Raw genomic sequence first — 16,086 nt, 5'->3', positions numbered from 1 at the left:
AGCCTTGAATCAAATCAAGCCACCACTGTCACCCGTTTATGAGTTTACGGCCTAGAGCAGTTTCACCGTTTCCTTGAAACGGTGAAACTGCTCTAGCGATATCTCGACCGCCGCCACGCCGCCGGGGTCGTGTTGAACTTGCGCCGGAACAACCGCGTCAAATGCTCCTGATGGGAAAATCCGCAATCGAGCGCGATCGTCGCGATGCGGTCGCGCGTCTGTTCCAGCAGCTCTCGCGCCAGATCGAGGCGCATTTCTATGAGATAGGCGTGCGGCGCCTTGCCCAGTTGCTCGCGAAATTGCCGGCTCAGATAGCTCGGACTTCTGCCCACCACACCGGCCAGATCGGCCAGGCTGATCGGCTGCTCGATATTGGCGCGCATATAGTCGACGGCGCGCATGACGTCTGGCCTGTTCGCATCGGACCGGGCGTCCTTGAACTTGGCGCCCGAATAGCGCCGCACCAAATGGGCCGCGAGCGCGCGGGCCAGATAATCGATATAGATCGGCGTCGCCGTATCCCTCTCCTCCAGCGCGAAATGCACGGCCTCCATGAGGTTTGCAAGCATCGGGTCCTGATCGGTGATATCGGCGGGAATTTCGACCAGCGCCGGGTCACCCGCGATCAGATCGGCCGCGATCTCCTCGATGACCGCGCGGCGCAGATAGACATGCATGGTGTCGAGAACGCCATACAGCCGCACCGAGAACGGCATTCCGCCCGGATACATGTGGACCCCGCCGCGCGGCACCAGATGCGCCTTGGGGCGCCCCGTGTCATAGCGATCGAGGGTAACCGGACCCGTGCGATGGAGCACCAGAAGCTGGTCCTTGACCGGCGAGAAATGGCCCTCGAACGGAACCTCCGTCTGCGCCGATGCATAGAGCGCATGCCAATCGTGTCCGTCGCTCGACACCCGGCCACGATTGTCGCCACGCGTGACGATCCCGTGCGTTTCCTCCTCAAGAAAAGGCACTTTGGTAAACATAGCGATCCCCTCCTTTGCGCAGTTCTTCCCCGTCGCGCAACGCGAGGCTACCCCCAATCGCGGCAAAAAGAGCGGCTGGACGACCGATTTTTGCAGGACGGGAAGCATTTTGTGCAGATCGGCATCACGATCATGCAGGCCGGGCGGTTGAAAACGCCGTATTCTTTCAGGTCGCTGGCAGGACTCTTTGGGAGGAGCAGCCCCGTGCGGCGAAATCGTTGTTTTGCTCGACCGCGCGTTCTTGAGAATGCCCGATCACTGCACGATTGGCTGGCTCCCGCGTCATTGGGAGATACGCATGCGCATACGAACTTTCGGCGCTGACGAAACTCATGGCATGGTCTTTCGACCCAGCGTCGAAGGACAGATAACCAGCAACGCGCTCGGCTGGACCACGATGTTCGCCTCCGCCCAGCGCGAATTGCCCTATGAAGGCGCGTTCCCCGCGGTCAGGGACCAATTGCTCGTCTGGCACCGCGACGGCCCGGCCGTCATCGAGGGCGAAGGGGGCGACAAGCGCTTCTGCCGCACCGTTCCGGCCGGGGGCATTCACCTCATTCCCGGCGGCGCCGATTTCAAGATCAATCTGCGCAACCCGCTGAGCACGACCCATATCTATTTGCGCCGAAACGTCATCGAGGAGGTCGCCGCCGATATCGCGACGGGCGATCCCGCTCTCATCGAAATATTCCCCCATCTGTTCGACAGCGAAGCCATGCTCGCCAATTTGCTCTACCCGCTCGACCACGCCTTGCGCGAGGGCAATGCGACAACGGCATTCGGCGTCGATTATCTTTCCCTCTCGATCGCCGCCCACCTCATCCGGCTGTATTCGAACGCCGCCATCGTGCGCTCGGCCCGTGAGCGCTCGGCGCCGATGTCGACCCTCGACCGCGCCATCGAATTCATGCGCGCCAATCTCCAGGAATCCATCGGACTCTCCGAAATCGCCACGGCGGTGGACCTCAGCCCCAGCCAGCTCTCGCGGGTCTTCAAATCGTGCTGCGGCAGCCCCCCGCACCGCTTCCTCATCAACATGCGCATCCAGCAGGCCCAGCGCCTGCTCAAATCGAGCGACCTGCCCATCGCCGAAATCGCGCTCGAATGCGGTTTCTCCCATCAGGAGCACCTCACCCACCAATTCCGCCGGGCCTGCGGCACCACCCCAGCCGCCTACCGCCGCGACTGCTGCTCCTGACGCAAAATCCGGCCAGGCCTCCCTGCACATGCTTGCTACCAAGGCAAACGCCCAGTTTGCGCGCGACTGAGAGCATTTTGTGCAGACCGGCATCACGATCGTGCAGGCAAAACGCGCGAGGCTCGCCTAACCTTTCAAGAAAAACATGAATTAATAGAAGGCCTTGGAGGAGGACATAATGAAAAATTCAGTCTTGATGAGAGGGGCGTCGATCCTGACGCTCGCCGCAGCCCTGTTGGCCACCGCTCCCGCCATTGCCGCGCCGGGCGAGGATTGGGTGCCGGTCACCGACGAGATGATCCTCGATCCCGATCCTGCGAACTGGCTCAGCTTTAGGCGTACGCTCGACAGTTGGGGCTATAGCCCGCTCGACCAGATCACGGCCGACAATGTGAGCCAGCTTCAACTCGTCTGGACACGGGGCCTTGCCTCGGGCATCGGCGAAGGCACGCCCCTGGTCTATGACGGCTGGATGTTCTTCCCCCAGACCAATGACATCATCGAGGCCTATGACGCGGCCACCGGCGCTTTGGCGTGGCGCTACGAGCGCGAACTGCCCGCCGATCTCAACGAATACATGCCCTTCACCCAGATCAACCGCAACGTCGCGATCTACGACGACATCATTGTCGATACCACCGGCGACAACTACCTGCTGGCGCTGGATGCCCAGACCGGCCAGATCGCTTGGGAAACCCAGATCAACGACTACCAGGTGACCCCGGCCCAGCACACGACCGGCCCGATCATCGTCAACGGCAAGATCATCTCGACCTCTGGCTGTGAACCTTTCTCGGGACCGGAAGCCTGCGCCGTGGTGGCCCATGACGCGGAATCGGGTGAGCTCCTGTGGCGCACGCTCAACATTCCCCGCGCCGGCGAAGACGGCGACGAGACCTGGGGCGACGTGCCCTATGAAGGCCGCTGGCATGTGGGCGCGTGGATGGCCCCGAGCTACGATCCCGAGCTCAACCTCATCATCTACGGCACCTCGGTGACCGCCCCCGCGCCCAAATTCATGCTCGGCGGCACCGAGAACCAGCACCTCTACCACAATTCGACCATCGCTCTCGACGCCGATACGGGCGAACGGGTCTGGTACTACCAGCACCTCATCGACAATTGGGACCTCGACCATCCCTTCGAGCGCCTTTTGGTCGATACGGTCGTAGCCCCGGATGCCGATGAAGTGGCCTGGATCAACCCCAATATCGAAGAAGGCCGCGAGTACCGCGTCGTGACCGGCGTGCCGGGCAAGACCGGCATCGTCTATACCCTCGACCGGGAGACCGGCGAATTCCTGTGGGCGACCCCAACGGTGTACCAGAACGTTGTCGAATCGATCGACGGCGAGACCGGCGCCGTAACCACCAACGCCGCGGTGGTGCCCGATGGCCCCGAGCAGACGGTGGCCGTCTGCCCCAGCCAGAACGGCGGCAAGAATTTCTTCACGGGCGCCTACAGCCCGCTCAACAACGTGATGTACTATTCGCTGTTCAACACCTGCATGGACGTGACCACCCTCGGAACCGTTCCCGGTGTCGGCGGCGGCGGCGTGTACCAGATCGCGATGACCGACCAGCGCGTGTCGCCGGATGCCGAATTCGTCGGCACCATGCGCGGCATCGACGTTTCGACCGGCAAAACCCTGTGGCTCAACGAAACCCCGGCGGCGACCCTATCGGTGCTGACCACGGGCAGCGAGCTGCTGTTTGCGGGCGACGTGGCCGGCTTCTTCCGCGCCTATGACCAGAACACCGGCGAACCCGTGTGGGAGGTCAATCTCGGCGCCCAGGTATCGGGGTATCCGGTGACCTTCGAGGTCGAAGGCCGGCAGTATGTCGCAGTCTCCACCGGCCCCTCTCTGGCGGGCGGTTCGGCCCTGCGGCTGGCGCCCGAGTTCCAGCCCTCGACCGACAGCAATCTGTTCGTCTTCGCCCTGCCCAACACCTGATCCACACCCTGCGTCGCCCGAATTGATTCGGGCGGCGTTTCCTTCTCTCAGGGTCGCGGACCACCCATGACCGAAGCCCAACCCATGTTCCCTCGCCTTTTCGGTGCCGCGCTGGCGCTCTGCATTTCCGCGACGCCGATGGCGGCGCAGGCACCGCAGGCTCCGAACACCCCCTTCGTCCCCGACCAATATCTCGACACGACACGCAGGTCGGGCGCGGAAACCATCCGCTTCTGCGCCTCATCGGCCTCGGCGCTGCAACCGTTCGACCGCGCGGTGGCAGAAGAGATCGGCAGACTGCTGCTGCTCGAAACCGAGTGGCTTGAAATCCGCTACCCCTTCCCCGCCCCGCCTTACGATTTCCAGATCGCATTGAGCGAGGAATCTCTATTCACCGCACTCAACAACCGCTGCGACGTGTTCACCGGCTTCGCCATGAACAATCTCACCTTTCCCACTTGGCTCACGGTGAGCGAACCCTATCTGAACACCCGCTTCGTCCTCGCCACCCGTCAAGGCGGAACCCCAGCACTGGAGTCGACCGAGCCCGGCACGCGCATCGGGACGCGCCTGGGAAGCGGTGCCGACGCGATCTTCGCCGCCTATCTCGGGACCAATACCGAGGGGCGTTGGCGACGTATCCCCTATCCCGACCACCGTTCGCTGCTCCGCAATCTCGACGCAGGCACCATCCGGGCCGCCTTCGTCTGGGAACCCGCACTCCCCCTCGCAGCCGCCCAAGGCGATGGCCCATCCGCCTGGTCCCTGATGACCGGCGGCCCAACCATACCCCCGATCAGCTTCGGCATGGTGATGCTGACCGAAAACACCTACCTGCGCGAGTTGATCGACCAAGCCCTATCCGAAATGACCGCCACCGGCACACTCGCCGAAATCACCGCAGCATACGGTTTCTGACCAGAACCCCAAGCCCAACTCGAAAACAGATGCGGCTGGACCGACGTTTCAGTGGGGCTCACTTGACATCAATATCAATGCTCGGCTGCTACGCATTCGCCATGGTCGCCAAGCACTTCGATGACGCGGCATTCCTCGATACGAGAATTGCAACAATCGGTCATGCGGGCAATTTCTGTCCGTAGTGCCGTAAGGCGTGAGATCTTGTGATCGATTTCCGCCAGATGCGCAGCCGCGATCCTGTCGGCCCCTTCGCACGGATTGTCGGGTTCGCCGGCCAGGGAAAGCAGTTCCCTGATCGGCCCGATCTCGAACCCAAGTTCACGGGCGTGCCTTATGAAGCGCAGACGCTGAAGATCGCCCGGTTCGTATAGACGGCGGTTGCCATCCGTGCGCTGCGCCACCGGCAGAAGACCGATTTCCTCATAGTACCGGATCGTGGGAACCTTGATGCCACTGGCGCGAGAGGCTTCGCCGATCGAGACGCCGGATTCATTCATTTTTCCACTTACTCCTCTAGTCACTCGAGGATGTACACATTCCATCGGCTTCCAACAAAACGATGCACCGGCGCTTGCTGCCGCCGACATAGGCATTGCCATGGGCGGCGGCACGGATGTCGCCGATCTCGTCAGCCTCTCGAAGGCGACGATGCGCAACATCTACACCAACATCACAATCGCCCTCGGTCTGAAAGCGGTTTTCCTGGTGACCACCATAGTGGGCCTAACCGGCCTCTGGCCCGCCATCCTGGCCGATACCGGCGCGACAGTCATCGTAACCACCAACGCCCTCCGCCTCCTGCGTTGGAAAGCACCGTGACGGCGGAAAACTGTCTGAAGATTGCTCTTGCCGTCATGCCCCTGCTGCCCTGAGCCAAGCTCAAGCGCGAACAATAACTCGATAAACTATTAATTTTATTGAGATTTTTGGTAGCGGAGGAGGGATAAGCTCCCTCGCAACCTAAGCCATTGATATTCAATAAATGACTGTCCGTGGTACAGGACCAATGTGTACCACTTGAAGGCATATTTTCAAGCCTGAAAGCTAATACAGCTTAATCTTCTTCTTCACCGGCGGAATGGGGGCATATGCACGCGCGCGACTAAGTGCTTCCAGCGCTCTTTCTAAATCGTCCTTCAGCTCGGCAAGCTGTTCTTCAAGCGTCTCGATATCCATTCGATGGTGGTTCAGGTATTGCTCTGCCTCTTCAATGCGCAACCTTTCCGTTGAGTTGTATGCCGCCAGAACACGGCCATACTCGTCAATGGATAAGCGGAGCAAAGTAATTTCGTGCCCCATCTCCCTCACATAGAATTCAAACTGGTTCCGATTTCCCCACCGGTTTGCGGCCTGAAATTTCGATACCCATAGGCCTTTAATCTCGCCTTCCAACCAAGGGAAATCCCCGCCCGATGATCGGGCGCCGGATTTGCCATATACAATCTCCTGGTCCGTCCAACCTAGGCCTCTGCGTTTTCTCAACGTATCGGGCCTAAGTCCAACGATTTCCGCCCATTGGGTAAGCGGCAGTGTCCGGTCGCCAACGGTCAGATAAATGGTGGTGGTCCTGTTATTTGCTTGACCCACTTTATCCAGCCAACGGCACTTACCGGGCGCATACTCAGGATCGTCATTATTTATGCGATCCAGAGTATGTCGATCAGTAGGTTTCGGCCCCATATTTTTTAAGAAGTGAGCGAAATCTTGAAATTCGGGATGAACGGTTGCAGTGCCCTTCTTCGCCCTTTCTTTCATATTTCGCCAGGAATTGTAGGTGGAACCGTATGCTTCTCTGAGCTGTGTCCGGGTCATTTCCCGAATGTCATGAAGATGCGACATTCATTTCCTTTTGCTACACGAAGGACGCATGTCCTTAGATGCGGGAAGTCTTATCGTTCAGGCATCACATTAATATTGTCCTACCTGAACCCGGTTCATTCAGAGAGACCAGACACCCCGATGCGCGGCCAACCTGGGCCGACGCTCTACCTCGGCTGTGTCCGATCCGTGGCTCGGCGGTTCTGACGACACCCTCAGTGCAGCGGCCGCGCAAATCCACTCACTGGGTAGCCAAGGTTTTCAGTTAGCCCCCCAGCTGAGCAGCGTCGGCGGAGGTCTGGCTACTACCCGCTTTGCAATTCCCACCATGTTGGGAGCATCAAAGTCTCCATACAAATTCTCCATTCGCTGCGGGGCGAAGTCCTAGTGGTAAGTCAGCGAGCAAGAAAATGTTGCGCCGGCATTGGCCAAACTCAGCCGAGGGGCATAAGATAGCTCTATGTTCTGTATTGCCATGCATAAGGCCCAAAAGCGCGATGCCTCTCCGATGCCTTGACCACGCGGGCAAAGATATCCATTCCTTCGATCTTTCGACCACCGCTTGGCTCAGTCTAAAGGCTCAAAACCAAGCGCATCGGCATCTGCGAATGCCCTGTTGCAGTGCCTACGTTACACTTCGAAAGTCAAAGTTGGGTACTCAGCACTTTGCCCACAAGCGCATTGGCGAATGCACCACTGCTCCCGAAACGGAAACGCACTTGCGGCTGAAACGATTGGCTGTCGAAACCGCGCGCGAGTGTGGCTGGACGGCGCGAACGGAAGTGTCGGGGTCCTCCGAAGATGGAGAGCGGTGGCAGGCTGATGTCCTTGCGGAAAAAGGAACAGCTAAAGTCGCTATCGAGATACAATGGTCTCCGCAAACCCATGAAGAAACACTGAGACGCCAGCAGCGCTATGCCCGATCCGGAGTTCGTGGTCTTTGGCTCATCAATCGCAAAGACATGCCAAACCGTGATGAGCTTCCCATCGCACAAATTCTTGCCGCGGATGGCGACGATGTGAGTGTGAGACTAACCAGCCGCCAACAAATCTCGGCGCGCGACTTCCTCAGTGCTGCTTTCAACAAACGGCTTCGGTTCGGTTATCCGGAGAATTTCGAAGCCCGTGTCGAGTTGATATGCACGACGTATGATTGCTGGTCATGTGGGTGCGAAACCTTGGCCTTGACCTTGATCCGCGTCACTTTTGGACCCTATGAGGAAATTCTGACGCTCGCCAGCCTCGATGAACATTCAGGTTTGGCGACCGAAATCCTGAGCCGGCTCCCCCACGACATTGGGTTAGGGCAGATCAAAACGCGGTATAGCAAAACAATGGAACAAGAATATCTGAGCAACGGATGTGCTCACTGCGATGCTCTGCTAGGACGGCACTTCGAGCATGACTTGTGGTACGATGGAGAAGTCGTCGCGAGTTTTACGCTTCCGCTAAAACGAGAGTGGCGATGGGTCTTTGATGACCCGGCCTTTAGCCCGTTCGGCTGGGCAGTGTTTTGAAGCGCCCGATGTCCTGTTCTCTCACGCCGTCAAATGGACTAAGCCAGGTCCGGCAGAAACTCTGAAACCAGCCCCACTCCGCTGTCATACAGATGATCCGACGCCAATCTCGTCGGGTGACGCATGTAGGCCAAGCTAGTGCCCAAGATCCACCGTGCTCGACGAGAAAGGCGACCTCCAGCCCGATTGTTCTGCGGATTTTCATGGGTTAGAGTGATAAGGTAATTTTGCTGGATGCGACTTGGGGGAGCATTTGAACTCGGATGTTAAAGCTGCGGAACAAGAGGAGCTTTCTTTTGAGGTTGTTCCGCGCTCTATGGCAGAGCCGTTGCACGAGTTTATTGAAGGACAGCATTATCGTAGGGGGCGCGCACGTGGGCGCCTGATTGCCTGCTATCTACGTTCATCGTCTATTGCGCAATTCGCGTCGAAGTACAACGCTATAGATGGTCGCGTCTTTGCGGGAGCGCTCGTTCTGGGAAGAGGCTGCAGTTATTCGTCTCCGGTTGGCAGGAGTGCGCTGGTTGAGGCGAACGGCCTAAATATCGATCTATCAGAACTTTCGCGAGGAGAGGCCGTTAACCAACTAGGGTTGACGATGGTCAACCGAGTAGCGGTGCTCCCAGGGCTACAAGGGCGTGGAATTGCGACCGGATTGGCGTACGAGGCGCGACGCCTGGCACCTACTCTCTTTCCGGCAGCCAAATTTATTGAAGTGATGACAGCAAGGAGCGTATCAGATGCGCAAGCAACCACCCGGGGCGAATTCGCAGACTGCGACTTCTTCCAACGAGCCGGCTATGCAGTTGCTCCTACCATTTCGTCCATCCAGTGGCGACAGACCGGCAACGGGTTTGAGCGAACGGGCATGGTCTACTACTACGCCTCGATCTTGCGATAGCAATTGGGCTAGGCTCTTTGTTCCTTTAGCATCGGAGCCATACCATTGGTTTGATAACGGGGAAAAGCTTTGGGAACTTCGCCGGTACGGCCGTCAGTACACCCTAGATAACGTTTGTGTTGGCCGGCCAGTAGAGTTGCGGCGCGGGTACAATACATCCGACAGCATCTGGGGCACGATCGCAGACGTAATTACGGCTGAGAGCGTTGACGACTTTTTTAGCCTCGTGGACTTTGGGGAAGTGATCCCTACGGCTCGCAATAAGGGTGAAGCAATTACTCGCGCAAAAGCCATTATTGGGAAGGATGCAGAGCGGGTGATCGGCTTTAGGGTCTCTAGTACATGAAGGAGATCCGGCTTTCTGGTGAGCTAATTCCTCTCGTGCTTAGCGATCGTAAAACATCAACAATCAGAGCCGGAATGCGTCAATATGAGCTTGGGAATGCGTTGCTTGTGAGTGGCACCAGAGAGATCCCTGTAAGGATCACTGGCGTGCGACACTGCCGCGTAGATGAACTAGGAGAGCAAGACGCTTACAAAGAAGGTTACGTCGACACCGAAGCACTGCTCGCTGATGTCTCGCGCTTTTATCCAGATCTCGGCCCTGACGACATTGTCACCGTCATCGACTTCGAACGCAGATGACAGATATCTGCATTCGTATCCATTTCGAGGTTCTGGACGGGACGAAGCAAGCGGCCTCGGCAGATGAGGCCTACAAAGTAGCGGAGCAAGTGAACGCTGACGCGCTGTTCGGCACTTTTTTCGAGTTCGATTGGAAAGAATGGGACGCTCGTATGGCACGCAGGCCTGAAGAGCTGTCGACTTTTACATTCAACGAGCAGCCAATTGATGCCGATCGCGGCCGCTATGAATTTACATTGGCTCTCAATTCTGAACTGTTCCCTCCTGAAATGGGAGGGCTAAGTCACCTGATTGGCGTGATGACAGGCGACCTGTTCAACTTTGTCCTTCCTCCGTTAACTGTAAAGAATTTTGAAGTACGGGAGATTGTTGCACCTGACCAGTGGATAAGTAAGCACAAAGAAGCATTTCGCTCAAAGGCTAACGACATAGCGTCTGTCAGGAAACAATTGAAGGTAGAACCCGAACTGCCGCTACTAGCATTTTCCTTTAAGCCACGAGTGGGCTTCCACCTTCAGGCCCTAAGGGAAATCGCGATAGCTGTTCTTGACGAAGGATTTTCAATTGTAGAGCTCGATACACGCTTCCTACCGCTTGACCGGAAACATTTAGAGGAGCTGAAAATTCTCGCCCTGGAGGTTTCCGAAAAGACAAAGAACAAGAATGGTCGTTTGTCGCTAAATTTCTCTCTTCCATCGGATATACTCCTGGAAGAGTTAGAAAGCTACCTGGCCATGATGCCACCGCCGGTTGTGATCAAAATCGATGGAGGCATCGGTGGATTTGATGCCATCCAGGCCGTGCGCAGGCGTGGCCTTTGCGACAGCGCCGGATCGCCTCCTATTGTAACATGCTATCCTCTGCTGCGATCCGCATTCGGAAAGCTCGTGCCACCAGATAATATTTTGGAGGGCCTAATGTACTCCGGCGCCGATATTATCTATCCCGGTCGTCGGCCCGATCTCGGTACTATGCGCCGCTCCCTGGACGGAACGACCAATGCCAGCGTAATCAAAGCTATCAACCGCTATCGGAGGTTCTCCAATGAGGGCACCTTCATGCCGACGATCGCCGGAGGCATTTATGCGGGACAACTCCATGCTTATTATGAGCTCCTAGGCCCCAATGTCGCATGGTTTCTTGGTGGCGGTGTTGCATTGCACAAAGACGGACCTCAAGAGGGTGCCAAACTCTGTATGGAAGTAGCGAGAGCGGCGGCAGAAAATCGCGCAAAAAGTGGAAGTTCGTGGTCAGGAAACCTCAAAGGGGGATTGGCCAAGCGCTGCGACGCTGCTTATGAGGGCCGCTCGAGCCTGAACAAGGAGGAGCTGGTGTACGTTTCCCCCGAAGAATTACACAAGCTCGACCAAATTGGGCCATGGGGCAGCTGAAAACGGGGGCTATAGATGATCGTCGACATATGGTGCGCCCTAAATTCTTCTTTTGGTGGCCCGCTTCTCGCACTCCTTGGCCTCGGCGGCCTGATATCGCTCGGCCGATCAGTGTTACTGAATTTTCCGGAAAAGTTTACCGGCGGCAAAGTAGGGTCACGGGCGGATCACAACCGGTTTCGGTTTTTAACTCTGTTGGTGGGCTGGGTAGCGATGGGGGCCGTGGCCGCTAATGTGCTACTGTACATAGTGGCATTCGGTGCAGTGCGGACGGGCTCACAGGCATGTCCCACAGCGCCGCTGACGGAACCGCAATGTTCGGCCCTAGTTCTGTTTTACACTGGGCTCATTGTCGCGGGTGTTTTGGGATTGGCATATTCGATCATGAGGGCCAAGCTCGGGAAGTATTAAGTCACGCTATTTCTGCTGGTCATATCACTCGGGCCTCAGCCCATATGTTGAATGATGATCGGCGGTTGATGCCAAGGGCGGTGCTAGTTGCGGTGGTGAACCTGGGTTCACTCTTGCGCTTTCAGCCGGCAAGCACTTCCCCTCAGTCCGGCCATTGCTGTTTCGATCTAAAATGACCGCTGTGGTGGCTGTCGGACTGTTGAACGACCAAGGCTAACCAAAGCGGACCTTCTTGTCGCCATGTGGAACCTTCCAGTCGTTTATTGGGGCCCTGCGCAGGCCAGGGGTTTTCCATCCACAAGAAAGAGCTTGATTGTTCGGCCAAAAGCCTCGGCAGTATCCATAGACTACCCTAGGTACACGAGCTCCTTTATGTCAAAGCGGTCTTGGTCAACAATCCGATGAAGTCCCTCGGCATATCGAGCGCGTATCCAACTTCCATCGGCACGATAGGTCCAGAAGACATTGCGGTACTCGCGATGCTGGACACGGATTTTTTCCACGTTGCGGTCTGATTGCAGCCTTCCGGTGTCACCGTCATCTTTGATCTCGACAAGTGCAATGGCGTCGGGCGTTGTTCGCCCACTCACACCGACAACGAAGTCAGGGAAGAACCGGTGCCCGGAGGGCAATATCAAGCGAGTTGCCCAGGTTTCATTCTCTGGGTTTCGCATCCACCACTTAACTGTCCCGGTTTTGTCTGCGTCGAGAAGCGCCGCGAAGTCTTGTTCTTCCTTGTTGAGACGATGCGGGAACACGCCATATGCTGACTTCTCAGCTTCGCTCAGTCCGTCCGGTCCGAAGTATTGCTCTGGCAAGGGTTCGCTGCTGTCGGTTCGCACATTGCGGGCCTGTGCCGTCTTGATGGCCTCTTTCAGCTTCTCGGGTTCCCTCATCCCGGCGAGATCAATGGCGCGGCGCAGGTCACGTTCGTCGGCTTCAATACCCTTGTCATCCACAATGCTACGCAGTTCCTCCACCAGCGCGCGCTTCAAACGGCGCGGGTCGATAGCGTCATTGAAGTTGAAGGCCAGTTGCGCCTTCTCAGCCACCCGCGCATTAGACAGCCGCAAACGAAGGTTCACCGTTTCCTGCAACTCGGAAGCAAACAGGTCCCGCAAGTCGAGATGCGCTTTTGTCAGCTTGCGTTGCAGCAGACCGGGCATATCGGTAGAGCGGCAAAACTCACGAGCTATGTCGTGCACTAGATCGTTTAGCTTCATGGGGTCGGGCGGCAGTTCCCGGACCAGAGCCTTGGGCAAGTCCAAGTCCTTGCGCAACGGATAGGGGCGGAAGTTCGATTTGCTTGGTGCCTTGTCGGTATCAGGCTTCTTGCTTTCCGGCAGGTCCCCAAAGAGCGGCGTTTCGCTTATGCTCTGCCACGTCTCGCCCGCGACTATGGCGCGGTCTTTTTCCGTGTCAGGCATGTTCTGCACATTAGCCCGCACCACTCCTTGTTCGATTAGGTTCGTAAGCCGCTCTTGCCGCTCAGTCTCGTTTTCGGGTGGTTTCGGTGTAAAGGGCGACCTAGGAACATCCGACGCGACGGCTTGCTTTTCCGCGTTGCCAAACTCGTAAACGTCGAGATTGTCCGTTATAAGCTCGATGCTTTCGCGCACCGCTTTTAACTCGTCCACCGCTGCTTGAAGGCCCGCCTGCATATCCGGGTCGGTCAGTAGGACATAGCCGCTGTCAAGCAGCTCGTCTTGCCCGTGGATAGGGCGCACGGATGGATGCACCCGCATGATGCGGCCCACGATCTGCATACCGAAGTCGCGGCCACGGTTCGGGCGGACGGAAACCAGCGTCCATGCACGGGGCGCGTCAAAGCCCGTGGCGACGGCAACCTTGAAGATCAACACATGGGTGTCGGGGTCGTAGGCCAGCGAGTGGAAATCCGGATCGGGCTGACCGGACGTATGCGTTGCAATGGCGGCATCATCTACGCCGATCTCGACTAGCTTGTCCCGCACCCGCTTTATGGGGTCTTCCGCTCCCTTGGCTTGGTCCTCCACCTGCACCAGCATCAGGGGTGATACCGCCAGCCCGCGTTCCGCCAGACGTGCGCGCACGCGACAATGCTGCGTCCATCCGGCCTGCAACGTCGCCTGTTCGTGGTCGATGAGGTCGCGGTCGCCCTCGCGAAAGCGGATAACGCCCAGCTTGAGGCCCACCTTGTTCAATCCGGCGTCTACCACCTCGGCACGAGGCACGACGACGCGGCTGGCTACCTCAATACCGGCGGTGCGTTCAAAGGCATCCAGTTTCTCATCGCTTGGCGTAGCGGTCGCAAGGATCGTGAAATCGGGCTGGATATGGTCGAGGTAGAAGCCCGCCGCGACATTGGCGGAGGCCCCGAAGTTCAGATGCGCCTCGTCGATCACAACGCCGACGAAGAAACCGGCATCCCGCCAAGACGCGATCAAGTCGTCGAAGGACAGCGCCGCCTCGGACGTGCGGCGGACCTTGCGGGCATCCTTGTTGCTGGCGGCGACCGTCGCCCATGTTTGGATGAACACATCGCCGTCGCGGGTGCCGTTGGGTTCGCGGTCCTTGGCCACATCGCGCACCCGCAGGCTGCCGCATTGCGCCACCAGAGCCTCGCGCGTTTGCGTCACCAACCCGGAATAGGGCGCGAACCAGAGCCACACTACCGGGCGGCTGAGCGCGCCGCGAAGCCCTTCCAGTACCCGGCCCAAAACCAGCGTCTTGCCCGACCCCGTTGGGCTTTGTAGAAGCGTAACACCGCTTTTCAGTGCGATGCTTTGCCGGTGCGCCGGGTCGCGGTCGTGTAACTCGGCCACCTTGCGGATCACGCCCGACAGCGCGTCCACTGCGCGGGTCTGATAAGCGGCGAGGGACAGGCGCTCGGTCATTGCTGGAACCGCTTCACCAGTGTGTCGCGGACGGGGCGAATGTCCACATGGGTTCCGTCGAGATGCTGCGCGATCTGGCCCGGTGCCCATGCATAGACGAACAGGTTCTGCCGGTCGCGGCCTTTCAGCCATTGTAGCAAGGCGGGGTCGAAGCGGTCTACAAGCACCAACGCCGTGGTCTCGCCTTCGTGCAGGTTCCACGCGGCTTGCAGGTCATAGGTCGTCAGCGGTAGGTCATGCATGGCTTCTAGAGCAGCCCAGGCATCCGCCGGTTGAAGGTCATAGTCGAGGTCTTCAAACGCAATCTCGTGACAGCGCAGATAGGCAAAGGCAGCGGTAAGGTCGGCGTATTTCTCGTCGTCACTGGCGTTGAGCAGGCGGATGCGTTCGGCGGTTACGTCCCGGCAAAGGTTCTTGCCGGGGTTTTCCTCCGTTGCCTCTGTGGACGACACCATGATGAAGCGTCGGCTGCCCCCGTCCTCGGCATTCAGTTCCATGACCGCTTGGGCGGTGGTGGCAGAACCAGCGAAAAAATCCAGCACCAAATCATCCGGGCCGGTGGACTGGCGAACAAGTTCGCGGATCAAGGAGACAGGCTTGGCGTAGTTGAAGGCCTTGGAGCCGAAGACGTTCCGAACCTGCTTGGCACCTTCGTCATTGGTGCCTGACACTATCTGGTTTTCTCCTTCGACCAGCGTTTCCTTTTCTGAACTTGGGACAATCCAACTTGAAAGCGGTTGCGTGGGGTTTCGCAGGTCAGACTTGAAGCGTTTGAAGCCGGGTGTGCCGAAACCAACCTTTTTGCCTACCCAGTCTTTGAAGCCGGGAAGGTCTTCTCGGATCATCAATGTCTGGCCGCTTTTGGGTACATCGCCTTTGGCAACAGCCTCCCTAAGTGCATCAAGCGTTTCCCACACCTCAACTCGCGGGTTTTCTGGGAAACGGATTTGGCCTGCCGCAATCCAATCCTCCATGTACTTGGTTTTGATTTTTGTGCCTTCGTTGCTGAGTTTTTTTGAAACGTAGCCCCACACGCGATTGGGATTGCAGGGATACCAAACATCTGTGTCTGGGTCGCGAAGTGGATAGTACGCAGTTCCTGCCCTCGCATCATCGAAGGCAACTGCAACGGTCAAATCGCTAACACGATAATGTTCCTGCCGCTTCTCATCGAAGTAGCGATACATCTCAAAAGACTTTTCACTTCCTAAGAACCGGAAGCTAGGCTTTGCAAAGGCTAGAACGCTCTCATGGTTAACAGTGAAAAAATGATCTCCGCCTTCGTTGCCTCCAACCCGAGTTCGCCAGACGAGCGAACCAGCATTCATCCCTGGCAGAGCCTCATCCATCATGAGTTCCAACAACGCCCGCTGGTCGTCATTGATCGACACCAGCAGCACCCCGTCTTCCGTGTCCGCCGTCAGCACCCATGGCACAGGTTTGAGGTTGTAAGTTAAGGAGGTTT

General features: G+C 57.7%; 12 protein-coding genes and 1 pseudogene. 8 read left to right on the top strand and 5 right to left on the bottom strand.

The annotated features are described in order from the left end of the window. Positions 1–92: 92 nt before the first annotated feature. Positions 93–989, bottom strand: a complete 897-nt coding sequence (locus V4T21_RS18925; protein ID WP_332719865.1) for a helix-turn-helix domain-containing protein — start codon at positions 987–989, stop codon at positions 93–95. 298 nt (positions 990–1,287) lie between these two features. On the opposite strand from V4T21_RS18925, the gene V4T21_RS18920 reads away from it, so the two are divergent. From V4T21_RS18920 to V4T21_RS18910, 3 genes are all read left to right on the top strand, one after another. Then, entirely contained in the window at positions 1,288–2,187 is a 900-nt protein-coding gene (locus tag V4T21_RS18920; RefSeq protein WP_332719863.1) for an AraC family transcriptional regulator, read from the top strand. 178 nt (positions 2,188–2,365) lie between these two features. Next, positions 2,366–4,141 (top strand): pyrroloquinoline quinone-dependent dehydrogenase, encoded by a 1,776-nt coding sequence (locus V4T21_RS18915; RefSeq protein ID WP_332719860.1) that lies wholly within the window; start codon positions 2,366–2,368, stop codon positions 4,139–4,141. A gap of 66 nt (positions 4,142–4,207) precedes the next feature. Next, positions 4,208–5,059: a substrate-binding periplasmic protein gene (locus V4T21_RS18910; protein WP_332719857.1), complete on the top strand. Its 852-nt coding sequence runs from the start codon at positions 4,208–4,210 to the stop codon at positions 5,057–5,059. A 74-nt stretch (positions 5,060–5,133) separates the two neighbouring features. Here the strand turns inward: V4T21_RS18910 and V4T21_RS18905 are convergent, their stop codons facing one another. Continuing rightward, positions 5,134–5,559, bottom strand: coding sequence for a MerR family transcriptional regulator (locus tag V4T21_RS18905; RefSeq protein ID WP_332719855.1), 426 nt, complete (start codon positions 5,557–5,559; stop codon positions 5,134–5,136). 43 nt (positions 5,560–5,602) lie between these two features. Between V4T21_RS18905 and V4T21_RS18900 the strand changes: the two are divergent. Next, a pseudogene (locus V4T21_RS18900) lies at positions 5,603–5,881 on the top strand (heavy metal translocating P-type ATPase); the annotation flags it as partial. 225 nt (positions 5,882–6,106) lie between these two features. Here V4T21_RS18900 and V4T21_RS18895 read toward each other — a convergent pair. Beyond that, entirely contained in the window at positions 6,107–6,901 is a 795-nt protein-coding gene (locus tag V4T21_RS18895; RefSeq protein ID WP_332719852.1) for a hypothetical protein, read from the bottom strand. A 629-nt stretch (positions 6,902–7,530) separates the two neighbouring features. On the opposite strand from V4T21_RS18895, the gene V4T21_RS18890 reads away from it, so the two are divergent. From V4T21_RS18890 to V4T21_RS18875, 4 genes are all read left to right on the top strand, one after another. Further along, positions 7,531–8,397 carry a competence protein CoiA family protein gene (locus V4T21_RS18890; protein ID WP_440589679.1) on the top strand — a complete coding sequence of 289 codons (867 nt, stop codon included), beginning with the start codon at positions 7,531–7,533 and terminating at the stop codon, positions 8,395–8,397. 253 nt (positions 8,398–8,650) lie between these two features. Beyond that, positions 8,651–9,298 carry a hypothetical protein gene (locus tag V4T21_RS18885; RefSeq protein ID WP_332719847.1) on the top strand — a complete coding sequence of 216 codons (648 nt, stop codon included), beginning with the start codon at positions 8,651–8,653 and terminating at the stop codon, positions 9,296–9,298. A gap of 342 nt (positions 9,299–9,640) precedes the next feature. Beyond that, a complete protein-coding gene (locus V4T21_RS18880) occupies positions 9,641–9,943 on the top strand; it encodes an ASCH domain-containing protein (protein ID WP_332719845.1) in 303 nt (100 codons plus the stop codon). Further along, positions 9,940–11,334, top strand: a complete 1,395-nt coding sequence (locus V4T21_RS18875) for a RuBisCO large subunit C-terminal-like domain-containing protein (protein WP_332719843.1) — start codon at positions 9,940–9,942, stop codon at positions 11,332–11,334. Before V4T21_RS18880 ends, V4T21_RS18875 begins: the two co-directional genes overlap by 4 nt. 758 nt (positions 11,335–12,092) lie before the next feature. On the opposite strand, the gene V4T21_RS18870 is transcribed toward V4T21_RS18875, so the two are convergent. Both V4T21_RS18870 and V4T21_RS18865 read right to left on the bottom strand, forming a co-directional pair. Further along, entirely contained in the window at positions 12,093–14,621 is a 2,529-nt protein-coding gene (locus tag V4T21_RS18870; RefSeq protein ID WP_332719840.1) for a DEAD/DEAH box helicase, read from the bottom strand. Continuing rightward, on the bottom strand, positions 14,618–16,086 hold a 1,469-nt coding region (locus V4T21_RS18865; protein ID WP_332719838.1), incomplete at its 5' end, for a DNA methyltransferase. The genes V4T21_RS18870 and V4T21_RS18865, both read right to left, overlap by 4 nt.

This window comes from Pelagibacterium mangrovi, from assembly GCF_036662815.1.
Taxonomy (GTDB): domain Bacteria; phylum Pseudomonadota; class Alphaproteobacteria; order Rhizobiales; family Devosiaceae; genus Pelagibacterium; species Pelagibacterium mangrovi.
Note: the sequence above shows the minus strand (reverse complement) of the source record. Positions and strands in the feature narration are given on the sequence as shown.